We start from the raw sequence: 23,323 nt of genomic DNA, 5'->3' as shown, positions 1-23,323 counted from the left end.
GTGGTTCTGTTTTAAGGAGCTTTTCACCAGGCTTCTCACTTGATTATCGGTGAATAAACATTACTCCATGATACCTTACGTGATATAGTTGTTTGTGATGCGTATGAGGGAGGATTTATTTTCCGGAAAGAAAATCACCACAAACTGACGTAAAAATCAACGCTAGTTCTTAAAGAACACCTAAACCGCACGGATTAAGGTTTTATCCCGTAAAATTAAGTGGGAAAGTTGAGATTTTTATTACCTCCTGTTTATAAAATCTAGTCAAAAACAGTCGTTAAGAGACATGCTGTCGGTGGATAAATATTGTAAAAAATTTAACAAAAACGATTCATTTTGATCTATTATTTATGATGTAACTTTGAAACAAATCACGATGTTTATTGTCTATAAATGATAGAGAATGGTTAATTTATGTTTTAAAGTGTAATATACCATTTCGGTCTGGGGCTTTTGATATAGAAGGCCAACAGGTGGTTGAAGATAAAGAATTTTAATGAAGGGATATTGTAAAATGACGATGAATCCGAATTCTATGATGTTAGTTCCTAGCAGTAACATCGATGGTTATATTCGTGCAGTAAATGCTATTCCTTTACTTACAGCAGAGGAAGAACACGATCTTGCTGCTGATTTTCACTCAAGTGGTAATATAGAATCAGCCAGAAAGCTTGTTCTTGCACATTTAAGATTTGTAGTTAGTATTGCCAGAGGTTATACCGGTTACGGATTGCCACTTGCTGACTTAATTCAGGAAGGAACAGTGGGATTGATGAAAGCTGTGAAGCGTTTTGACGTTTCTCAGGGAGTACGTCTGGCCGCTTTTGCTGTCCACTGGATTAAGGCTGAAATTCATGATTACGTAATTAAAAATTGGCGTCTTGTTAAAGTTGCTACCACAAAGGCTCAGAGAAAGCTGTTTTTCAAGCTGCGTCAGGCTACGAAGAAATCGATAGGTTGGCTGAATATGACCGATACAGCAAAGGTTGCTGACGAGCTGGGGGTAACTGCCAACGACGTAAATGAAATGGAAGTACGTCTTAATTCTAATGATGTCGCTTATGATGGGTATACTACAGACGGTGATGCAGAGGAAGAAAACGTTCCTGCAAATTATCTTGTTGATACATCTTCAGATTTCAGTCTGAATTATGAAACTTCTGATTCAAACCGAGCAATGATGTTGCGCCTGAATGAAGTTTTAGGCAAGCTTGATGACAGGTCTTATCACATTATCAAGAGACGTTGGCTGGACAGTGAAAAGGCTACTTTGAGTGAACTGTCTGAGGAGCTGGGTGTTTCTCTTGAGAGAGTGCGTCAGCTTGAGAAGGCTACGATGGCCAAGATCAAGGTTTCTCTTGAATCAGCTGAATAAGTGAATATTACTACACGATAAATGAGGAACCGGAGTTCTGTTGTGGACTCCGGTTCCTGTTTTATACGGTATGACAATTAATCTTTTTCACTTTTTTCATCATTCAATGCTGAATCAAAATGGCGCAGTAAGGAAACATGAACCTGTGTTGAAATATTTTTGATAAAACGAAGCTGTTTGATTTTAATAGAGTCACCAAGATCCTTGCAGATTAGCTCAAGCTCTTCAGCGTGCTCAGCAGCTGTTTTTTCGTGAAGGAAAAAAGCCAGAAAAACGTCAGCAAAAGTGTTTTCTTCCACGTTGTAGCATATAGGTTTATCAAGGATTAGCAGGATTGATGTTTCTTTTGCATCGTCTGGAATGACTGCGTGTGGCATAACAAAACCATTGCCTATGTATGTGCTGCCTAAATCTTCGCGATCATTAAGAAGTTTCAATAGATTGATAGTTGGGATCCCAACCTTTTTACTGGCTGCGGTGGAAATAACTTCAAATGTTTTTTTCTTACTATAACAAAGGACAGGGCTTAACACACTGTCCTTTTCTAGTAATTCACTCAAAAAATGAGACATCTTAAATTATTGGGTAAGTTTTTCTTTATACTTAACCAACTGACGTTCAAGTTTGTCAGCTAAGGCATCAATAGAAGCATACATGGTTTCTTCAATTGATTCTGCAAAGAGATCGTTGCCGGTTACAGTAACCTTAGCTGCAGCCTTGTGAAGCTGCTGATTTTCGATACTAAGGGTAACATGAATTGACTTAACGTAGTCTTCGAGTCTCTTAAGGTGATCCATCTTGCTATTAACATAATCACGAAGAGCATCGGTTACTTCAACGTGATGACCAACGATAGTAATCTGCATAGGCACACTCCTTAATAATAGGATAGATTACATAAAGAATACGAGCCACAATGGAATGACATCTAAGCCACAGCCTATCTCTCTTCTGTGTGTTATGTCAGGTGGCCAGATTAAGTAAAAACAAGTTTTTTCTTCTCTCTACTTAATTTCATTCTATATTCGATTTTTAATATAAGCTAGCAATAAATTATGGAAAAGTGACTAGAAACTATCTTTTGAATAAAGTTTGTGGAAAAAATAAACTAATCCCTTTGGAAATTGTGTAAATTATCAACAGTTAGATGGTTTTTGCATTGTATCTATTTATTGTCTTTTTTCTGAAAAGCTGCATTTTGCCGCAGAATATTATGTCGTGAGACTTTTTATCAGGTAATTTTTTTCTGTACATATCTGTAAATTGATGAATTTAAAGATAGAGCTGGAAGTATTGCAAATATTTTTAAAAATATTAAATTTAAGAAAAGTTATTTGCCTCATGAGAATAAAAACTATAAAATCAAAACAGGGGCAATAAGGTATGGATCATGCATAAAATGCATATTTTGTACATAAGCAATAATTATAATATTTCCAGCCTTTCCCAAAAGATAATCAAAACTAAATCCAATTTGATGTAAATGTTGCATGCTGGTTTTTTCTGTCAAGCAGAAAACAGAAATGAAATAATTAAGTTGTAGTTATTAAACCGTGGAAGCCATGGATTTGTAAAGCTTGTATCAGGTGTTTTATGAAAGCCGGATTAAATTTAAATCAAGTCAATGTTCAGACTCTGACAATGACTCCACAGTTGCAGCAGGCAATAAGATTATTGCAGCTGTCAACCATTGAGCTTCAGCATGAGATTCAGGAAAATTTGGATAAGAATCCTTTTCTTGAAATGGATGAAAGTGACAATGATAACAGCAATATTGCCTCACTGGATGAAATTAGGGAACAGGAATATAGACTGGAAAACAGTAATGATGATATTACCCCGTTCAATAACGATCCAACAGTTTCACTGGATAATGCTCCCTATGCTGAAGGAAGCCGGGACAATGAGTATTCTCCTTTAAAAGGGGATGACAGCAGTGATTCTTCCATTGCCCGTGATGATTCTGATTCAGTATCGGATAACAGCCAGAGTGACGTAGATTTTTGGCAGGAGTCATATAACGCCGGTGTTTCCTCTGGAAGGACGCGTAATACTGACAGTGATGATTTGGAAGACTTTCAGGGGGCAACAGCCTATGGTTTGGCAGAACATCTGAACTGGCAGCTCAATCTAACGCCGATGAATGATATGGATCATCTGATTGCTGAGGCTATTATTGACGGAATCAATGAGTCAGGATACCTTACTGAAAGTCTTGATGATATTCTTTTGGCTGTAAAGCCTGAATTTCCTGAGGTCACAATTGATGATGCAGAAAGAGTGCTCTGTATTGTTCAGCATTTTGATCCGGTGGGAATAGCTTCCCGCAATCTTCAGGAATCTCTGCTTATACAGCTTAATCAGTTCGGTGATGATGATAATGTCGTTCTTGCCAGAAAAATAGTAAGTGATTATCTTGAACTGCTGGGTAGAAAAGATTTCCGTACGCTGGCCAAGAATCTTGAAATCAAGGAAAAGAACAGTTATCTTCTCAAAGAGGCAATAGACATTATCACAAAACTTGAGCCAAGACCAGGTAACTGTATTCCGCAGGAAAAGAGTGAGTATGTTATTCCTGATGTGTCCGTTCACAAGAAGGATGGAGTTTGGATAGCAGAACTGAATCCTAATTCAATTCCGAAGATCAGGTTGAATGAAACATACTGTCAGTTGTGCAGTAATGTGAAAAATCCTAAGGAAAGTCAGTATATCCGAAATCACATGCAGGAAGCTCATTCCTTCATACAGAGTGTCAACAAGAGAAATGAGACTCTGTACAGGGTGGCTTCGTGTATTGTCTTGCATCAGCAGGATTTCTTTGAGCGCGGTGAACAGTTTATGAAACCTCTGGTTCTTAATGATATAGCCGTCGAAACCAATCTTCATGAATCCACCATATCCAGAGTTACAACTGAAAAATACATACACACTCCCAGAGGAACATTTGAGCTCAAGTACTTTTTCAGCAGTCACGTAAACTCCACTGACAGGTGTGATGAAATTTCCTCAACAGCAATAAGAGCCAAGATTAAAAAGCTTATCAGTGAGGAAAATCAGAAAAAACCTTTATCTGACAGTCAGTTGTCAAAAATTCTTGAGGAAGAGGGAATACAGGTAGCTCGAAGAACAGTTGCCAAGTATAGGGAATCTCTTAATATCCCTCCATCAAGTCAGAGAAAGACTATGTAAAAATGCAAAACAGCCGGAACCGGCTGTTTTCGTGGATTTGATATTAAAGAATCGACCTATATTGAAAAGTCATTACCCAGATAAACTTTTTTAACAAGTTCGTTGTTAAGAATTTCTTCAGGTTTACCGTAGGCAATCATATTTCCCTGATTTACAATATAGGCTCGTTCACATACGTCCAAAGTTTCACGAACATTGTGGTCTGTGATAAGAACACCGATTCCACGACCGCGCAACTGTTCAATGATCCCCTTAATTTCACCTACACTGATGGGGTCAACACCTGCGAAAGGTTCGTCCAGTAAAATGAACTGAGGATCCGAGGCCAGGGCTCTGGCGATTTCCACTCGTCTGCGTTCACCACCGGAAAGGCTCATGCCTGTATTGTTGGCAATGTGCTCTATTCTGAATTCCTGAAGCAGATGTTCCATTCTTGCGTATCTGTCGTTTTTGGTACGGATTTTTTTGTTAAGTTCCAGTGCACCCATCAGATTTTCACGAACTGTCAGACGACGCCATATGGATGCTTCCTGAGGAAGATAACCCAGACCGTAACTTGCACGCTGATCCATCGGTTTGTGAGTAATTTCCTGATCGTCAATAAATACATGACCGTTATCAGCTTTGATAATTCCGACAATCATGTAGAATGATGTGGTTTTTCCGGCTCCGTTTGGACCTAAAAGACCGACGATCTCCCCGTTCTTTATACTGAGGGAAACGTCATTAACTACAACCCTAGACTTAAATTGCTTGAAGAGATGTTCTGCTCTTAGTGTACTCATTTAAATTACTCTTTATTACTTTTTTTCTGCTTTGTTTTCATCTATCTGAGCTTTTAATTCTTCAGGAATGAATACAGTGGTCACACGATTTCCCTTTTTACCGGATGAATCATCTGATGAAGCTTCTATTCTTTCTTTAGCGATATTGTATGTAATGGTATCGCTGGTAATTTTGGATGATCCCTGTTCTATTGATGCTTTCTGTTTAAGTTCAACTGTTTGTCTTTCAGGATAGTAGGCAATTGTAGTACTTTTAGCGGTGACAGGCTTGCCGTTATCCAGAATTTGTGAAAAGACGGCAGGTTTACCAAAAGCGGTAGCACTCTTTATCTGGCCTTTTTCATTACGTATGATTTCAACTTTATCTGCAGTGATGCGGATAGTCCCCTGTTTAATTTCAACATCATCCATAAAAGTTATTTTGTTTGAGCCCAGATCAGCTATCTGTCTGCCTGAATCGATGCTAATGGTTTCCTTGAAATCATTCTGTTTTGCTTCGGCTATATTAATAATACCTGCAATACAGAAAGACAGACAGACAAAGGTGAATTTATTTATTTTGAGTAAATCCGCTATATGTTGCATGGCAATCCTCTGATAATTCAAAGTATTTTGAGGCTAACTGGCCTTTAAATTTTTTACCGTGGTTAGTAAACTGGTTTCCGATAATGTCCACCTGCTCAGGTGTTCTTACCTCATCTGTACCAAGATCAATTTCCAGGTATGAAGTTCGTATTTCCCTGATGATGCTTTCTGTTCCAGTGGTACTGGCAACCACGTTTCCTCTGAGAAATATGGTATCTGCTGATCCTGTCATTGATCCTGTTTCCGCTTCAATTTTCCAGAAACTGTCATTGTTTGTTCTCAGTTTACCCAGATCCTTGTTTTTTTTATCAAGGGCAGGAGAGTAGATTATTGTAGGACTGGTAAAATTAGTCTGATCCAGTCCCTGAAAGTATTCAGCTTCCTCTGCCTGAATTTTTCCGTAAAGCATACCATCGGAATTGTACTGGCTGGTGGAAACATGGCGGGCAAAGAATACGGGCTGTGTTTCCAGTAATTTATCTCTCTCTGTCTGTTCCTGAACACTTACCCAGTTATAAAAGTAGTATGAACAGATGAGCAGTATGAAAAGAGGTAAAATCCTCAACAGGCGCTGTAACATATCAAATACTTGCTCCTACACTGTCAAGTCGGCCACGTGCCGTTAATATAAGATCGCATACCTCTCTTACTGCTCCGTTACCACCATCCAGATGACAGACGTAGTCTGAAACAGATTTAACAATCGGATGAGCGTCTCTTGGACAGAATGACATGCCACAGTGGTTAAATACGGTTATGTCTATCACATCATCACCTATGTATGCAATTTCATCGGCTGATACCCCGGATTCGTTAATTATCTGCATCAGGGCTGCTACTTTATCAGTGATTCCCTGATAAACGTATCTTGCCTTAAGTGACTTCATTCTGATGTTTACAATTTCAGATTCGCGCCCTGTAATCACACCGAAACCGACGCCAAGCTTCTGTATGGCAACAATACCGAAACCATCTTTGGTGTTGAAATTTTTCATTTCCTCACCGGAATTTGAAATATATATTTTTCCGTCAGATAACACACCGTCAACATCACTGAGTAAAATTTTAATATTTCTGATTCGCTCCAATAATGATTCAGATACAGTGCCGTATGGAGTTAAGCTTGTAAGTGACATTGTAAACTTCCCTTATCAAACCGCAGGAGAAAGGATTGGTATCTCCTTTCCGTAAACGAAACATTTTGAGAATACTGAACTGAATATCCTCATTGCACCATTTTACCAAAAACTGTAAAAAGATTGGAAATTAACTGAGTATTGCATGATACTCAGTTAATTAATTTGAATATTAGACAGTTTTGTTTCCGGTTATATCCTTAAGGTCGTTCAATATTTTTCCCAAAACGACATCTGGGTTTTTATACCATTCGCAACTCCATATGCGAATGACTTTCCATCCCAGACCTTTCAGTACGGATGGCTGCCCGCAACACTTATCGGCAATGGCGTATTCAGAAGAGAAGCCATAGCCGTCACTCATAATGCATGCAATATATCTGTTGCTGTCTGAAGGATCTTTGATTGCAAGATCAATTTTGAAGTTTGAGGTACCCAGACTGGTGGTGCTGTCATATCCGTGTTCTTTAAGTCGGGAAGCGAGAACTTCAATCAGTCTGTCATTCTTACATGCATGCATATTCTGTTGATTAGGAAGATACTTGTATCCTTTTTTTGCATAAGTAAGGAATGATTTAAGTCCTCTTACTCCTTCAGATGAAAGATTTGTAAGGTGCATTAAATCAGGATCCAGAGAGGAGAATACCACCATCTCCTTTTTGGCTCTGGTGATGGCTACGTTAAGTCGTCTTTCTCCGCCAACTCTGTTAAGCGGACCGAAATTCATGGTAATTCTTCCACTGCTGTCTTTACCGAAACCTATGGAAAATACAATGATGTCTCTTTCATCACCCTGAACGTTTTCCAGATTTTTAATAAAAATTGGTTCAGGTAGCTGGAGAGCCCTGTTTTCAAGCTCAGGCTTTTCTCTGTAGAGTTTTTCCAGATCATCTTCAAGCTGAGCCTGCTGCCTGCTGTTAAAGGTAAGCAGGCCGATTGAGGTGTTGAGATTCTTATCATCACTGAGGAAATTGGCCAGATATTCAATGGTTTTTTTGCTTTCTTCCTTGTTTCTGCCTGATCCTCCGCGATCGTATAATCCGTTAACTTCAACATAGGTGATTTTTGACATCTGATCATCAGGTGAAGGGAATGTGCACAGCTTGTTTTCATAATACATGATGTTGCTGAACGCTATTAAGCTTTCATGAGAGCTGCGGTAGTGCCAGTTAAGTGTCGTAACAGGCATACCAAGAGCCATGCAGTCATCAAGAACGCTTTCCAGATCTTCAAGTTCATCAGGTATGTCTGTCTGTTTTGCCGAGAAGAAATCTGTCGGAGGCATCTGTTTAGGATCTCCTACAACAATCAGCTGTCTGCCTCTGGCAATGGCTCCTACAGCCTCTGATGTAGGGAGCTGTGAGGCTTCATCAAAAATAATGAGGTCAAACTGATATTTTTCAGGTGAAAGGTACTGGGCAACTGATAAAGGACTCATCAGCATGCATGGACACATTTCAGGAAGGAGATTATTTATATTGTCAAAAATGGAACGAATACTGAGCTTGCGACCGTGATTTTTAATGGCTCTGTTAAGGAAGGTTTTCTCTTCCGATAAATTTTCATTATTATCTGCATTTTTTCTATAGTGTTCCATTGCTGTCAGAAGCGAGTTCTTACAGCCTTCTCTGAATTTAGAGGTGTTTTCATTAAGCTGAGTCATCTTGTCTGAGAACAGAATTCCTTTGAATCCAGCCAAAGTAGAATCGTGGTTCAGGTAGTAGTTGCATATTGTTTTTGCAAGTACCAGATCAGCATAATGGTCACCCACGGTTGACTTTATTCTGCCATGTCGTATATCTTCGGATAGCTGAGTAAATCCGTTATCGGCTATTTTTTCAAGACGAATGTTCAGATCAATCCATTCTCTGAGGTTTGCTTTATTTTCAATCATTGCAAGAGCACATCTGCCGATATTTTCAGTTTCACCAGGATAATCATGGGCTGATACCTTGAAATAATCGAAAACATTATGCAGATTTTCTGTAAATGCTGTTAAGGATGTAAGGATTTCTGAAAGCTGGAGATTTAAAGATTCAATACTGTTTTCCGATTTTTTCAGATAAGTATTTATATTTTCAGTTATCCGGCATCCGTTAAGTTCATTTTCAAGCTGTTTCAGGCCTTCAGTTACTTTTATGGTATTTTCCGTACATGTTTCTGCTTTTTCAGGATCGGTGCTGAACATTTTGGCGAGTTTAGGGCAGGTGTTGTTAAGAGAAGTCACCTGTGCACCTATGCTTTTTTCAAGCTGACTGAATTCCTCTGCTTTTTCCGCCAGTTCCTTGAAATTATCTGATGTAACCTTTACATCAGCTCCGAGTGTTTTCTGCAGTGTGGATATACTGTTTTTGTGAGAGAAAAATCTTGAAATGAAGAATTTTTGTTCATCAAGTTCCCACTCTTTTAGGAGGCTGTGAATATCTACGGACAGAACATCCCTCGCATTTTTACCGAGATCGGAAGCCAGCTGTTTCTGCTTTTTTAAACATTTAACCGTTTCTGAAACCTGAGAGGATATTTCACTTACAGATTCAGAAGTTAGAATTTCTCTGCTGATATCAGGAGTACAAAGCAAATGACTGATTTGTTCTATAACTGATACCTGTCGGAAAACATCCATGCCGTCGTGTCGGATACCAAGTATATTTTCAGAAGCTTCCAAAGAAGAAAGGGCTTTTGTCTCATCCTGTTTGAATTTATCAGCAGAAATGTTAAGTTCAGATTCTGGGATTACGGAAAGACGGGACAGATGCAGAGGATTTTCTGCAAAATTGTTACCGCTCTGACTCAGAAGAGCCAGTTCTCTGAGAGACATATTGACCTGCTGAACATTTTCTGCCGTAGTGTTTCTGAGAAATTCCTCGCCTACGTTCAGAGGAGATACATCCTGAGCCTTGGCGGAAATGCACATGGCATCATAGACGCTCAGGTTAGCACACTTTTTTTCGTGAAGTGATGATATCTCATTCTGTATTTCGTTTCTCTGATTGTTAAGTGTTTTGCAAAGCAGGGAAAAATCGTTCAGATTTTCCTTAGGCATTTGAGGAAGACCTTCGTTCAGTCTGTTAAGAACCACGCTTTTTCTCTGAGTATTGGAATGCAGTTCCAGACAGTACGGAGCCAGTCCGAGCTTTGATAAACGTCGGTAAACAACACTTAAGGCTGCCATTTTTTCAGCAACAAACAGAACTTTTTTCTTCTTTGCCAGAGCATCGGCTATTATGTTGGTAATAGTTTGTGATTTACCTGTTCCAGGAGGTCCCTGTAACACAAAACTTCGACCTGAGGATGCCTGCCATAAGGCGTCAAGCTGGCTTGTGTCAGCCATTATTGGCTGGCACAGCTGACCGAACGAGAAGCGTTCGTCGATCGGTTTTTCAATATCTTTAGGGGCGGTGAATTTTTCCCCGGCAATGGTACCATTGCACAGAGCGTTGAACAGGTCGTTCTTTTTGAAAAATTCTTCGTTTGCAACCAGATCCTGCCACATAACGAATTTTCTGAAAGAAAAGTTACCGATTCCTGCTCTTTCTTCTATATCCCATCTGTGCATCTGCATAATGGCTTTTCTGAAAATCGCCAGAATCTTTTTAACATCCACTCCGTTATCATCCTTTGGAATAGGATCCAGTGAAGGAATTTCAATTTCGAAAGTCTGTCTGAGCATTTCCAGCAAGGTATGATTTATGATGGTTTCTTCCTCTCTGCCGGAAAGTTCAAATGGAGAACGGCTGTTTTTTCTGCTTATATCCACAGGAATCATCAGGATAGGAGCGTATTTAGGTGATGACGAAGTATCAGATTCGTACCACTTTAGCAGTCCCATGGTTAAAAAGAACGAATTGGCCCCGTTCTCCTCCATTGATGTCTGGGATTCCCTGTAAAGTTTCTGCAGTTCTTTGTTCAGAGTAATTTCGTCAGAGACAGGAATGTGCAGATTTCCGCTCTTCTCATCTTCTTTGACCAGCTGACTCAATGTGTCAGTCAGTGTACGGTTATTCTGTTCGTACTCTTTAATCATTGATTCGGACAGGGTATTTAAGGTGAATTTCTCATTACAGAATATTCTGTCCTCGAAGTCAGCCAGAGAACTGATAAGGATCTGACATGCACCTTTTTCAAAACGCAGATTTAAAAGCCTGTTACGCAGACTCAGATCCAGCAGTTTGTTTTTCCAAATCTGCAGATGGGTAAGTTTATCACGGTTGTTTTCACTGATGCGTATTTCCAAAGGATCAAGATTCTGAGGTCTGATAACTGATTCAAACGTGCTGTCCTGAATAAGTTCAATGGAACCATTCTCTTTTTTTACCTGCTGAGGCAGAGGTTTGATTCCGTTTAATCTGCAGCGGTATATATCAAGAGCCATGTAAAAATCTTTAATTTTTAAGGTCTTGTCTGCAGCGGAGACCGCTTCATCAAATGTTGAGGTTCCGTTGAGACAGGTGCTCTCAGCAAGAATGATGTCGTGAATGTTGTCTGCCGAGTGCTTGAGGATTGTTTCACGATCCTCAATCGAAGTACTTGGATATGGCTCTCCGTTGGTCCACACGCCTACATAAGCGTGATCTTTAAACAGTATAAGCAGAGGATGAAGACCTACATTTTCCAGCATGGAGGCAAGCAGACAGCTTAAATCCAGACAGTTACCGGCTTTTTCCTGAAGAATACTTTCGCAGCTTCGTATTCTCTGGCCGTTTTTTATGTGGGATGATGCGGGAGCAACCTGATATCTTATCTGCTGTTCCTGAACAGCCTGATAGATAGCTGAAAACTGCTGATTGATATAATTGATATTGTTGCTCTGATAAGCATCGAAAGATAAATCAGGATTGATTTCCTTAAGCTTTTTATTCGCACTTGTTAGCAGACCTGTTAACGCGGGAGAATTTGGGGTAACAAACGATGCAAGCATTTCGTATTTGCTGTTGTTCCAGAAATCACGAGCCTGTATTTCAATATTTCTGGAATATTTTGCAAGTTCGTGTCCGCTCTGATCTTTCAGTACAATAGATATCACGTCTTTGAAACTGTCGGTATATGAGGCGAGTACAAGCGGTTTGAAAACAACCTTTGGATTTTCCAGAATATAGCTGTCCCCTGCATCTATTTCAGTAATGTGTTCAGTAAACGTTTCAGAAATTCCGGAATCAAAACTGATTTCCAGAGATGGTGACATAAGATGCGTATCAGTGGTAACAATAATGGTGTTGAAAAAATTTTCGTTATTGTGAAATGAAACATAATTAAGAGTTTCATTTATGTCTGCAGAAATTTCAACTCTTGGTTTTCTGATCTGATTGTCGCTCATCGCTGAGTTGTATTCATTACTCATACATTAGCCCCATGATTTACAATATTAAGCAGCGTTCTGAATATAGTGAAGATGTGTTTATATGTTCTGGAGATTGGAGAACGTGCAGATTAGCCGACTTTTTCAAAATTTTATTCTAATATAAGGATGTTTGTACATTTTTTTTACTGTTTTATGACAGATAGGGGATAAAACATTGATTTATACAGGGACAGTACTGTTTCTGGGGCCGGTGTCTGCATGTCTTATGTAAGATAGTTTTATCGTCAGCAACAAAAGGACAAAACATTTGGAGATATTTTTTGCAAATTCAGACAGTCACAAATAATCATGCAACTATTTGATAAAAATTTTGACTAATAAACAGAATCTACAGTAAAGTAAACAGATGTGCAGGTCGCATTAATTTATGAATGTGTTTACGGGAATAGGAAATTTGAAAAAGTAAAGATTTGCCAGCCTCCCTCAACCTGTTTTTTCAAAAGTAATACTGGAAATATATGAATAATCTAGTAGAAATAAAAGATATGTCGTTTTCATACGGTCAGAGAACTATTTATGAAAATGTAAATCTTAAAATCCCAAAAGGAAAAATAACTGCGTTTATGGGACCGAGCGGTACCGGTAAAACGACTATGCTTAGACTTATCGGGGGGCAGATAACCCCGGATAAAGGTTCCATAATGTTTGACGGTATAGACGTTCATAAGCTTAACCGATCAGACCTCTATAAACTTCGTAAAAGAATGAGCATGCTTTTCCAGAGCGGTGCTCTCTTTACAGATCTTAATGTTTATGACAATGTTGCATATCCTATACGGGAGCATACGAAACTTCCTGAAGAAATAATAAGAGACATGGTTCTTATGAAGCTGGAAGCAGTCGGATTGCGCGGGGCCAGTAATCTGATGCCTCATGAATTGTCCGGTGGTATGGCAAGAAGAGCCGCTCTTGCCCGCTCCATAGCACTTGATCCGGAGCTTATAATGTATGATGAGCCCTTTACCGGACAGGATCCGATCACTATGGCTGTCCTGTTGAGACTTATCCAGACACTGAACAGAACTTTAGGACTGACCTCTATAGTAGTTACCCATGATGTATCAGAAATCCTGACAATTGCTGATTATGCATATATTCTGGCCGGTACCAAGGTTGTTGCCGGAGGTACTCCTGAAGAACTTAAAAAGTCAACGGATCCTCGTGTAAAGCAGTTTATAAACGGCGAGTATGATGGGCCCGTTCCGTTTAACTATCCTACAGAAGTTGATTATCTAGAGGATTTGTAATGTTTCTATTGAATCTGATTTTAAAATTGGGAAACTGGGGGCAGCGAAGGATTTCTGCCATAGGTAGGGCTACCATAATGCTGTTCTACTCTTTGGTAGGTAAACCTCAGTTCCGTAAGAATTTCCCTCAGCTTATCCGACAGATTTATATCGAAGGTGTCCAGTCCATCAGTATCATAGTTGTTTCAGGACTGTTTATCGGAATGGTTCTGGGATTGCAGGGATTTCATGTTCTTGTGGATTTTATGGCTGAAGGTGCACTGGGACAGATGGTTGCACTTTCAATTATAAGAGAACTGGGACCTGTAGTGGCTGCATTACTGTTTGCAGGTCGAGCCGGCTCGGCTCTAACGGCAGAAATCGGTTTGAAAAAGGCGACAGAACAGCTGTCCTCCATGGAAATGATGGCAGTGGATCCTTTGAGACGAGTCATTGCACCTCGTTTCTGGGCAGGGGTAATTTCGCTCCCTCTGCTTACAGTGATATTCACCCTGGTAGGTATATATGGCGGAAAGCTTGTAGGTGTAGACTGGCTGGGTGTTGATGACGGTATATTCTGGAGCGGTATGCAGAGTTCCATTGATTTCTGGAACGATCTGATGATGTGTGCCGTGAAAAGTATTGTTTTTGCAGTGACCGTAATTTGGATTTCCCTGTTTAACGGTTACGATTTGGTTCCTACTTCAGTGGGTATAAGCAAGGCCACCACAAATACTGTGGTTCAGTCGTCATTGGCTGTTTTAGGTCTTGACTTTGTATTAACTGCCGTAATGTTTTAAGGAATAGAAAGTGAAATTTAGTAAAATTGAATTTGCAGTAGGATGCTTTATAGTAGCTGCTATATTTTGTGGTGTTATGCTGGCACTCAAGGTTGCCGGTCTGTCCTTTGATTTCAAAGACGATTCATACAGGGTATACGGTTATTTTGACAATGTCGGCTCATTAAAATTACGAGCCCCCGTGAAGATTGGCGGTGTGGTTATAGGCAGAGTTTCAGAAATTCATGTCGATCCTGAAAAACTTGTTCCCGTCGTGGAAATGGAAATACAGCAGAAATACAATACCCTTTCAAGCGAGAGTAAGGCTTCCATTCTTACAGCGGGGCTGATAGGTGAGCAGTATATAGGTATAACTCCGGGATTCTATGATGAAGATATGGGAACTACTTACCTGCAGGATGGAGACAGAATCAATGATACTGGTTCAGCCATTGTTCTTGAGGATCTGATTGGTAAATTCCTTTATTCCGTCAATAAGTCTGACAGTTCATCATCTGAGTCAGGTGGAGTAGCCCAGGCTGCTGATGCGTCAAACGAACAGTAGAATTTAGGTGCCTGTTTGAATATCTGACTGCTTGGTTACTTTGGTTTCTGAGCAGTTAATTATTTAAAAAAAGAAATTTTTGAATTATCTGAGTTTTTTTTAATCTAAAAGAATGTGATCGGAAAAGATCTACATAAATTATAAATCGCTGGCATGCTTTGTATGAGATGCCTCGCATAAAGAGGGAATTAAATGCTGAAAAGATTTTTTAAGGCCGCACTGGCTGTCATATTTGTATGTTTTTCTTTAAATTCATTTGCGTCAGAGCCGGTGGATTCAAGTGATCCGTATAAGTTAATAAAAGCACTTGCGGACAATACGTTTGCATCCATCAAGGCCAACAAAGACAAGCTCAATGACAGCAATGTATCAAGAGGTATTATCAGAACCGAACTTCTTCCGTACATTGATAATAAATATGCATCTCTTAAGGTTATTAATCAGAATTTAAAGCAGACCAATGAGGAACAGCGTGCCAGATTTGTTGAGGCTTTTACTGATTATATTATTGCAACATATGCTGACGCGTTAAAAAAGTATACCACTCAGACTGTGGAGGTTCAGAAACCTAACAAGATTGATGACAATGATGGTTTTATATCTGTAAAAGTTTTTGTAAAAGAAGAAGGTGCTCCTGATTTGGAAGTGATTTTCAAATTACGTAAGAACAAGAAGACAGGTCAGTGGAAGATTTATGATATGGTTGCTGAAGGCATAAGTCTGTTAAGCGCCAAGCAGTCTGAATTAAGCGGCCTCATCAGGGATAAAGGCATTGATGCGGTAAGTAAGCAGCTTAATGAACACGTTGCAGCAACTGCAAGTAAGTAGGAAAAATAAATGAAAATAGAGGGGGCACTAGATTTCAACAGTGTTGAAAAACTATGGAAAGACAGGAAAACACTGTTTTCAGACAGTGTAGCCGATCTTAGCTCTGTTGATAAGATTGATTCTGCTGGCATTTCATTTTTGGTTCTATGGGCCAAGGAACATGAAAACAGACTGAGAATTATTAAACCGCCGAAGGAGGCAATCAACCTTATAAAACTGTTCAAGCTTAATGATTTGTTTTCTGTTGAAACAGATTGATGAAGATTTGAATTGTTTATCGCAGTGAGACCATGGGATTAACCATGGTCTTATTTGTTAGAAACAGCAGATATCAAGGGAGCGAGTATCCTGCCGCAGTATAGAGGCTGTACCATTCTTCTCTGGTGAGTGTAATATTGGGAGCCTGTAGAAAATCATCCAGATGTTCCGGGTTTGTGGTTCCTGAAATGACTTGAACATTCTTATCTATTCTGAGATTCCATGCGGCGGCTATGGCGGTTTTGGATACGTTGTTGCGTTGTGCTATTTCCCAAAGCTTTGTATTAAGCTGCCCATAGTTCGGATTGTCTATGAAGGAACCGTTAAAAGTTCCAAACTGTAACGGACTCCAGGTCTGTATTGTAATGTTATGAAGTCTGCAGTAATCAAGTATTCCCATAGCTCTGCTGAGCCCGTTCTGTGAATATGTGTTTGTTTCCAGTCCTTCTGAAATCATCGGGGCAAAAGCAAGACTCAGCTGCATCTGGTTAAATGATATCTTGTGTGATGTATGTTTCTGGAGGTATTCAATCTGAACAGGATTGAAATTTGAAACCCCGAAAGTTCGGACTTTGCCGCTGTCGTAGAGTTTGTCAAAAGCTGAGGATATTTCTTCCGGTTCCCACAGAGCATCCGGGCGGTGAATAAGAAAAACATCAAGATAGTCACATCCGAGACGGCTCAGAATATCGTCAACAGACTTCAGAATGTATGATTGAGAGTTGTCATAGCATACTCCTGGTCTTATACCGCATTTAGATTGAATGATGAGATTATTTCTCTGAATATTGCGTGATTTAAGCCATGTTCCAAAAGTACGTTCGCAATCTCCATTGCCGTAAATATCGGCATGATCGAACCAGATGACTCCTTTGCCATAGGCATGATCCAAAAAGTTCATGGCTTCATCATGTCCTTTACCTGTCAGTCGCATCATGCCTGAAATAATTCTGTGGTTGTTTTTTTCCTGCTGAATCTTATTCAGTATATTCATATATGCTCTTCCCCAACACAAGATTAAAATGCTAATCATTATGTCATACATTAAATGAGAAATATCATTTCAGTTTGTGAAAATTGGAATTATATTTAGAAATTAAAGAATAAAGTGATATTGAAAGTTGTTTAAGTATGGTAGAACCAGCATGTTATAAAAAAATAAGTCGGTCCATTCAAAATCATAGGATCGTATTAATTTGTAATAAACAAGTTGTTACGAACAACGTTTATTGTTGAGTTTTGTACTAAACATTTGTAAAATTTTGACGGTTTGTTATTTGATTGTTGATACCTTGTAATGGTCACTGATTATGCATAAATTTAAGATTGAAGGTGGAAAGGCTCTTATCGGAGATGTCGTTATTTCAGGGGCTAAGAATGCGGCTTTACCTATTATTCTTGCCACAATTCTTACTGATGAGCCGGTTGTTTTACACAATGTTCCTAACTTAAGGGATGTTAAGACCTCTTTTAAATTACTGGAAATTTCCGGAAAGACAGTAAAACAGCTTGATGAAAGCAGTTATGAGATAACCGGTACCGTAACAAATTCACAGGCTCCGTATGAACTTGTTAAAACCATGCGTGCTTCAATTTTAACTCTGGGACCTCTTGCTGCTAAAACTGGTACTGCAGATGTGTCACTTCCCGGTGGCTGTGCCATTGGGGCAAGACCTGTTAACCTCCATATTCATGGTCTTGAACAGATGGGAGCAAATGTTGAAATCGAATCAGGTTATATCAAGGCTCGCGTAAATAACAGGCTTGTAGGCACTCACATTTACATGGATATGGTATCTGTAACCGGTACGGAAAACCTTGTGTCGGCTGCAACACTGGCTTATGGTGAAACCAGATTGCAGAATGCCGCAAGAGAGCCTGAAGTTGTTGATCTTGTTAATTTCCTTAAAACTCTAGGCGCTGATATCAGTGGAGAAGGAACTAATGATATCACTGTAAGAGGCGTGGATAAATTGCATGGCGGTGAATATACAGTTCAGCCTGACAGAATTGAAACTGGTACTTTTCTTGTGGCTGCTGCTGTGAGTGGAGGCTGCATAACATGCCACAAGACCGATCCAAAGAACATGACGGCGGTTATTTCAAAACTAGAAGAAGCCGGTGCATTGGTTGAGTGTGGTGATGACTATATCAAGCTTGATATGAGAAACAGAGAGCTTAAGCCTGTGAATATTACTACAGCTCCGTATCCTGCGTTTCCTACGGATATGCAGGCTCAGTTCACATTGCTGAATGCTATTGCCAAGGGGACTGGTGTAGTGACGGAAACGATTTTTGAAAACAGATTTATGCATGTTCCTGAGCTTAATCGTATGGGAGCTAATATTGAACTCCAGGGAAACAGTGCAATCTGCCGCGACTGTAACGGACTTAGCGGAGCTCAGGTAATGGCTACAGATCTTCGTGCCAGTGCGTCATTGGTTATTGCTGGATTTATAGCCAAGGGAACCACCATTGTAGACAGAATTTACCATATGGATCGCGGATATGAAAAAATAGAAGAAAAGTTCCGTGCCCTCGGCGGATGCATAGAACGTATTCCTGAATAGGCTGTATAGGTCGCTTCATCATTTGTAATATAAGGAGTTTATGATATGTCTTTTAATTTGAAAGCCTATAATACCTTTGGTTTGGATGTGGAAGCGACATACGGATTCGTTATCAATGATTTTGTCATGTTTGACATGGCTTTTAAAAAAATTAAGGAATCCGGATTGCCATTTATTGTGCTGGGTGAGGGATCCGATGTCCTTTTTACCGATGATTTTAACGGAGTTGTTCTGATAAACAGATTGCTCGGTTACGAATTCAGTGAAGATGCCAACTATCATTTCGTGAAGATTCAGGCGGGTGAAAGGTTTGATAATGTTATCCGAACCTGTATTAAGCGCGGGATTTACGGATTGGAAAATCTTGCTTTTATTCCAGGCACTGCCGGTGCTGCCCCTGTTCAGAACATTGGCGCATACGGTGCGTCATTTTCAGATTTCTGCCGTTATGTTGAAGTACTGGACTTAAATAACAATAAGCTTGCCAGGATTAAGGCTTCAGATTGCGAATTCGGCTATAGAACCAGTATTTTTAAAAAAAAGGAAAATATCGGAAGATATATTATTACGGCTGTGGAATTAAAGATTCCAAAAGAATGGAAACCTAATTTGAATTATGCCTCACTGGCAGAACTGCAGGGGACAACGGCTGAGCAGATTTATGAACATGTGGTTAATGTCCGTAAATCAAAACTTCCGGATCCTAAAGTAATAGGTAATGCCGGAAGCTTCTTTAAAAATCCGACTGTGAACATTAGCACTTATGAAGAACTCAAGGCTGAGTATGATACTGTTCCCGGGTATTTTACTGAAGGTGATGATAATGTAAAACTTGCAGCTGGATGGCTGATTGAAAAAGCCGGCTGCAAGGGATTGAGACTAGGCAATGCAGGAACGTACGATAAGCAGTCGCTTATTGTTGTAAATCATGGTGAGGCGACTCCGGATGAAGTGGTCAATGTAGCAAGATTCGTTAGATCTGAAGTACATAAAAAATTCGGCATTGAGCTTGTTCCTGAAGTGAGAATTTTTGGGAGAAACGGTGAATGCGTTTTATAGGAAGCTTTGGTGCTACTATGTTTACGTCTGACGAATACAAAATTTTAAAAATCCTGTCAGACAGAAAATTTCACAGCGGTGTGGAAATTGGTGATGCGATAGGGAAAACCAGAACATCAGTAATGAACCACATTAAAAATCTTACAGAAAACGGTCTCCGTTTTAATAAGGTTGTAGGTAGGGGGTATCAATTGCAGTATATTCCCTTGTTTTACAACAAAACCATTTTACAAAAAAGACCTAATCTTGAATATTTTGATTCCATAGAATCTACGAATTCATATCTAATAGGAAAAAGTAATTTCGCAGAAGGTTCAGTTGTGGTTTCCGGTTATCAGACCGGTGGAAAAGGCAGACGCGGACGTAAATTCATATCAAGATTCGGCGATCAGATAATGTTCAGCTATGCATGTAATTTCGATGATGTCACTGAGATTGGCGGGTTGAGTATCGTTGCCGGTGTTTCCGTAGTTAATGCTTTAAGAGAGTTGGGGCAGAAAAACGTAGGTCTTAAGTGGCCAAATGATGTGTATATAGATGGAAAAAAAGCCGGAGGTATTCTGGTTGAATCCACCTGTAGTACTGATTCTGTACGTGTGGTGATAGGTATAGGATTGAACACGACCAGGGACTTTTTGTTCACTCTTGATGCCTTGGCGGCCAATAGGTATATGGACTGTGTGGGGGTTGCCGGAAATGACAGTGATTCGCGTTCGCTTTTTTTACTGAGACTTTGTTCGTATATTGATGCAGACCTGCAGGAATACCGCAAACATGGTTTAAGTTCGTTTGTAAGACTTTTTAACGAGTTTGATGTTTACAGGGGAAGGGAAGTTGTTGTCGTAACTGATAAGAATTTAACATATGGCATCAACATGGGAATAACCTCATCAGGAGCACTGTTGCTCAGCACAGAGAACGGGGAAGAAAAGGAGATTTTGGTTGGTGATGTAAGCCTCCGTCTTCCCGAGAATCTGGATACCGGCATAAAAGGCAGATTGTAAGTATTTGTCCTTTACAAGTTTAAGGAAGTTTTCTTCTGATGCTGGTAACTGAATGGTTTCTTGCTTTGTTTACAATGAGATCCGCATGAATCATGGATGGCTGGATGTACTGAATAAAATTTTTGTAATTTATATTCTTCCATAAGGAGTGCATGAGATTATTCAGTTCATCCTGAGTCATGTGAATCATTTTTTTGAAAGCTGACTCTTCGGGATTTGTTTTTGCATCTTCAATTAAAGACATAAATCGGTTTTTGTACCAGTAAAACAAGTCATTTTCTGAAGCTTCGATAAATAGTGAAATGTCGAGAAAATCTCTTATGTTGGCTGTTACAGGGGAATTCTCAGGGATGAAACTGTCTGAAAGAACATTGATTCCCTCTAGCATTAGTATGTTACAGTCTGTTAAAAACTGAGGAGAGTCAGATATATCGTAAAGTTTATGTGAGTACAGCGGGTAAGCAATATTGTTTTTTCCGTGTTTGAAATCTTCAATAAACTGGATAAGTTTCGGATAGTCATATGAGACGGGAAAACCTTTCTGCGAAAGAAGATTCCTTTCCTTAAGAATCCTTGTCGGATAAATAAAATTGTCTGTTGAAACTACCTGCTTGTTTAATTGCGGGTAACGTCTGTTAAGAGATAATGACAGTAAATCCGTAAAAGTTGATTTACCTACGGAAACACTGCCAGAAATACCGATTATGATTTTGGGATTAGGTTCAGTTAATGCGGAATTGTTCTTTCGTAGCAGACTGTCTATTACGGCATCCGCAACAGGTTCGATGCCATAACAATTTATCAGCATGTTCTTGGTTGATATTATTTCTTCTGACTCAGGAGATGAATACAGAGTTTCATAATTATGTTTTGACTTATTCATGACAGTTACCTAAGGTATTAACAACTCAATAAACCTAGGTATTCTATAATAAACAGAATGTAAAAATAATAAAAGTTGTAAAAGATATTTATGACAGCAGATTTTTGGAAATATTGATTAAATATTGTGCGTAAATACGATGTAACAGCCAAAAATTTGAGAAAAATGTAAAATATTAACAAATAGGTGTTGCATGAGTTAATCTTTTCATGTAATATTCGCACCCACAGGGTAACTTTAAAGGTTATTTCCTGTAAAACCTGACTGGAGGGGTTCCCGAGCGGTCAAAGGGAGCAGACTGTAAATCTGCCGACTCTGTCTTCGAAGGTTCGAATCCTTCCCCCTCCACCATTCATGGTTTGTATACGATTAGGGCGGGCATCGTATAATGGTTCTTACCCAAGCCTTCCAAGCTTGTGATGCGGGTTCGATTCCCGCTGCCCGCTCCATGTTTTGTTTATTTAATAATTTTCACATCGTCTGAAACTGTGGCGTTTCATGCCTACAGTGATCACTTTATTAGAGGAACTAGGTATGTCAAAGGAAAAGTTTGAACGTACAAAGACTAACGTGAACGTAGGTACAATCGGTCACGTAGACCATGGTAAGACTACTTTAACTGCAGCTATCACTACTGTATTAGCAAAGACCTACGGTGGTGAAGCAAGAGCATTCGACCAGATCGATAACGCTCCAGAAGAAAAGAGCCGTGGTATCACCATTAACACTTCACACGTTGAATACTCAACTGAAAACCGTCACTATGCACACGTAGACTGCCCAGGTCACGCTGACTATGTAAAGAACATGATCACCGGTGCTGCACAGATGGATGGTGCTATTCTCGTAGTAGCTGCAACTGATGGTCCTATGCCACAGACTCGTGAACACATTCTGTTAGCACGTCAGGTAGGTGTACCATATATCGTAGTATTCTTAAACAAGTGCGATATGGTAGACGATGAAGAATTATTAGACTTAGTTGAAATGGAAGTACGTGATTTATTATCTGAATACGACTTCCCAGGTGATGACACCCCAATCATCCGTGGTTCTGCATTAGGTGCATTAAACGGTGAAGCTAAGTGGGAAGAAAAGGTTATCGAATTAGCTAAGACTCTCGACAGCTACATTCCTGACCCAGTACGTGATATCGATCACCCATTCTTATTACCAATCGAAGACGTATTCTCAATTTCAGGTCGTGGTACCGTAGTAACCGGCCGTGTTGAACGTGGTATCATTCACGTAGGCGACGAAATTGAAATCGTTGGTATCCGTGATACTGCAAAGACCACCTGTACCGGTGTAGAAATGTTCCGTAAGTTACTGGACGAAGGTCGTGCTGGTGATAACGTAGGTATCTTATTACGTGGTACCAAGAGAGAAGAAGTTGAACGTGGTCAGGTAGTTGCAAAGCCAGGTTCAATCACTCCACACACCAAGTTTGAATCAGAAGTATACGTATTAACCAAGGATGAAGGTGGTCGTCACACTCCATTCGTTAAGGGTTACCGTCCACAGTTCTACTTCAGAACTACCGATATCACCGGTACTATTGAATTAGAAGGTGGTGCAGAAATGGTTATGCCTGGTGATAACGTTAAGATGATCGTTACCTTAATTCACCCAATCGCTATGGAACAGGGTTTACGCTTCGCAATTCGTGAAGGTGGCCGTACTGTAGGCGCTGGTGTTGTTGCTAAGGTTATCGAATAATCT

Annotated in this window: 20 protein-coding genes and 2 tRNA genes; 13 read left to right on the top strand and 9 right to left on the bottom strand. The window is 39.7% G+C overall.

Annotated features, from left to right (window positions below):
- The first annotated feature begins 514 nt into the window (after positions 1-514).
- On the top strand, positions 515-1,375 hold the full coding sequence (gene rpoH, locus BMY80_RS09455; RefSeq protein ID WP_093143104.1) for an RNA polymerase sigma factor RpoH: 861 nt from the start codon (positions 515-517) through the stop codon (positions 1,373-1,375).
- 77 nt (positions 1,376-1,452) lie between these two features.
- Here the strand turns inward: rpoH and BMY80_RS09450 are convergent, their stop codons facing one another.
- Together BMY80_RS09450 and hpf are read right to left on the bottom strand one after the other, a co-directional pair.
- Positions 1,453-1,935 (bottom strand): PTS sugar transporter subunit IIA, encoded by a 483-nt coding sequence (locus BMY80_RS09450; protein WP_177178558.1) that lies wholly within the window; start codon positions 1,933-1,935, stop codon positions 1,453-1,455.
- 18 nt (positions 1,936-1,953) lie between these two features.
- Positions 1,954-2,241 carry a ribosome hibernation-promoting factor, HPF/YfiA family gene (gene hpf / locus BMY80_RS09445; RefSeq protein ID WP_031579720.1) on the bottom strand — a complete coding sequence of 96 codons (288 nt, stop codon included), beginning with the start codon at positions 2,239-2,241 and terminating at the stop codon, positions 1,954-1,956.
- Between the two features lie 727 nt (positions 2,242-2,968).
- Between hpf and BMY80_RS09440 the strand changes: the two genes are divergently transcribed.
- Complete coding sequence (locus tag BMY80_RS09440) at positions 2,969-4,564, top strand: RNA polymerase factor sigma-54 (RefSeq protein WP_093143099.1); 1,596 nt, start codon at positions 2,969-2,971, stop codon at positions 4,562-4,564.
- 56 nt (positions 4,565-4,620) lie between these two features.
- Here the strand turns inward: BMY80_RS09440 and lptB are convergent, their stop codons facing one another.
- The 5 genes from lptB to BMY80_RS09415 form a co-directional block, all read right to left on the bottom strand.
- Positions 4,621-5,349, bottom strand: coding sequence for an LPS export ABC transporter ATP-binding protein (lptB, locus tag BMY80_RS09435; RefSeq protein ID WP_031579718.1), 729 nt, complete (start codon positions 5,347-5,349; stop codon positions 4,621-4,623).
- Positions 5,350-5,364: 15 nt separating this feature from the next.
- Positions 5,365-5,934 (bottom strand): lipopolysaccharide transport periplasmic protein LptA, encoded by a 570-nt coding sequence (gene lptA / locus BMY80_RS09430; RefSeq protein WP_093143096.1) that lies wholly within the window; start codon positions 5,932-5,934, stop codon positions 5,365-5,367.
- Entirely contained in the window at positions 5,900-6,514 is a 615-nt protein-coding gene (lptC, locus tag BMY80_RS09425; protein WP_031579716.1) for an LPS export ABC transporter periplasmic protein LptC, read from the bottom strand. The genes lptA and lptC overlap by 35 nt, the downstream gene beginning before the upstream one ends.
- Position 6,515: 1 nt before the next feature.
- Positions 6,516-7,070 (bottom strand): 3-deoxy-manno-octulosonate-8-phosphatase KdsC, encoded by a 555-nt coding sequence (gene kdsC, locus BMY80_RS09420; protein ID WP_093143094.1) that lies wholly within the window; start codon positions 7,068-7,070, stop codon positions 6,516-6,518.
- A 172-nt stretch (positions 7,071-7,242) separates the two neighbouring features.
- Positions 7,243-12,408 carry a DUF4011 domain-containing protein gene (locus BMY80_RS09415; protein ID WP_093143091.1) on the bottom strand — a complete coding sequence of 1,722 codons (5,166 nt, stop codon included), beginning with the start codon at positions 12,406-12,408 and terminating at the stop codon, positions 7,243-7,245.
- Between the two features lie 479 nt (positions 12,409-12,887).
- Between BMY80_RS09415 and BMY80_RS09410 the strand changes: the two genes are divergently transcribed.
- The 5 genes from BMY80_RS09410 (at position 12,888) to BMY80_RS09390 (ending at position 16,085) form a co-directional block, all read left to right on the top strand.
- On the top strand, positions 12,888-13,676 hold the full coding sequence (locus tag BMY80_RS09410; RefSeq protein ID WP_093143089.1) for an ATP-binding cassette domain-containing protein: 789 nt from the start codon (positions 12,888-12,890) through the stop codon (positions 13,674-13,676).
- Complete coding sequence (mlaE, locus tag BMY80_RS09405; RefSeq protein WP_031579711.1) at positions 13,676-14,455, top strand: lipid asymmetry maintenance ABC transporter permease subunit MlaE; 780 nt, start codon at positions 13,676-13,678, stop codon at positions 14,453-14,455. The genes BMY80_RS09410 and mlaE overlap by 1 nt, the downstream gene beginning before the upstream one ends.
- A gap of 10 nt (positions 14,456-14,465) precedes the next feature.
- A complete protein-coding gene (gene mlaD / locus BMY80_RS09400; protein WP_093143086.1) occupies positions 14,466-14,999 on the top strand; it encodes an outer membrane lipid asymmetry maintenance protein MlaD in 534 nt (177 codons plus the stop codon).
- Positions 15,000-15,191: 192 nt separating this feature from the next.
- Positions 15,192-15,827: an MlaC/ttg2D family ABC transporter substrate-binding protein gene (locus tag BMY80_RS09395; protein ID WP_031579709.1), complete on the top strand. Its 636-nt coding sequence runs from the start codon at positions 15,192-15,194 to the stop codon at positions 15,825-15,827.
- Between the two features lie 9 nt (positions 15,828-15,836).
- On the top strand, positions 15,837-16,085 hold the full coding sequence (locus BMY80_RS09390; RefSeq protein ID WP_093143084.1) for an STAS domain-containing protein: 249 nt from the start codon (positions 15,837-15,839) through the stop codon (positions 16,083-16,085).
- Between the two features lie 73 nt (positions 16,086-16,158).
- On the opposite strand, the gene BMY80_RS09385 is transcribed toward BMY80_RS09390, so the two are convergent.
- Positions 16,159-17,079, bottom strand: a complete 921-nt coding sequence (locus BMY80_RS09385; RefSeq protein ID WP_031579707.1) for an aldo/keto reductase — start codon at positions 17,077-17,079, stop codon at positions 16,159-16,161.
- 316 nt (positions 17,080-17,395) lie between these two features.
- Here BMY80_RS09385 and murA point away from each other — a divergent pair, with 316 nt between their 5' ends.
- Genes murA through BMY80_RS09370 form a run of 3 tightly spaced genes read left to right on the top strand, consistent with a single transcriptional unit; the run spans position 17,396 to position 20,718 of the window.
- Positions 17,396-18,655, top strand: a complete 1,260-nt coding sequence (gene murA, locus BMY80_RS09380) for a UDP-N-acetylglucosamine 1-carboxyvinyltransferase (protein ID WP_093143081.1) — start codon at positions 17,396-17,398, stop codon at positions 18,653-18,655.
- 45 nt (positions 18,656-18,700) lie between these two features.
- On the top strand, positions 18,701-19,714 hold the full coding sequence (gene murB / locus BMY80_RS09375; RefSeq protein ID WP_093143079.1) for a UDP-N-acetylmuramate dehydrogenase: 1,014 nt from the start codon (positions 18,701-18,703) through the stop codon (positions 19,712-19,714).
- Complete coding sequence (locus BMY80_RS09370; RefSeq protein ID WP_031579704.1) at positions 19,702-20,718, top strand: biotin--[acetyl-CoA-carboxylase] ligase; 1,017 nt, start codon at positions 19,702-19,704, stop codon at positions 20,716-20,718. The genes murB and BMY80_RS09370 overlap by 13 nt, the downstream gene beginning before the upstream one ends.
- 19 nt (positions 20,719-20,737) lie before the next feature.
- Here BMY80_RS09370 and BMY80_RS09365 read toward each other — a convergent pair whose 3' ends face one another.
- Positions 20,738-21,601, bottom strand: coding sequence for a type I pantothenate kinase (locus BMY80_RS09365; protein ID WP_093143076.1), 864 nt, complete (start codon positions 21,599-21,601; stop codon positions 20,738-20,740).
- Positions 21,602-21,867: 266 nt separating this feature from the next.
- Here BMY80_RS09365 and BMY80_RS09360 point away from each other — a divergent pair.
- From BMY80_RS09360 to tuf, 3 genes are all read left to right on the top strand, one after another.
- A tRNA-Tyr gene (locus tag BMY80_RS09360) sits at positions 21,868-21,952 on the top strand.
- A gap of 23 nt (positions 21,953-21,975) precedes the next feature.
- A tRNA-Gly gene (locus BMY80_RS09355) sits at positions 21,976-22,050 on the top strand.
- 85 nt (positions 22,051-22,135) lie between these two features.
- Complete coding sequence (gene tuf / locus BMY80_RS09350) at positions 22,136-23,320, top strand: elongation factor Tu (protein WP_093143074.1); 1,185 nt, start codon at positions 22,136-22,138, stop codon at positions 23,318-23,320.
- Positions 23,321-23,323 lie beyond the last annotated feature (3 nt).

Origin of the sequence: Ruminobacter amylophilus (assembly GCF_900115655.1) — a bacterium.
Classification (GTDB): Bacteria; Pseudomonadota; Gammaproteobacteria; order Enterobacterales; family Succinivibrionaceae; genus Ruminobacter; species Ruminobacter amylophilus.
Note: the sequence above shows the minus strand (reverse complement) of the source record. Positions and strands in the feature narration are given on the sequence as shown.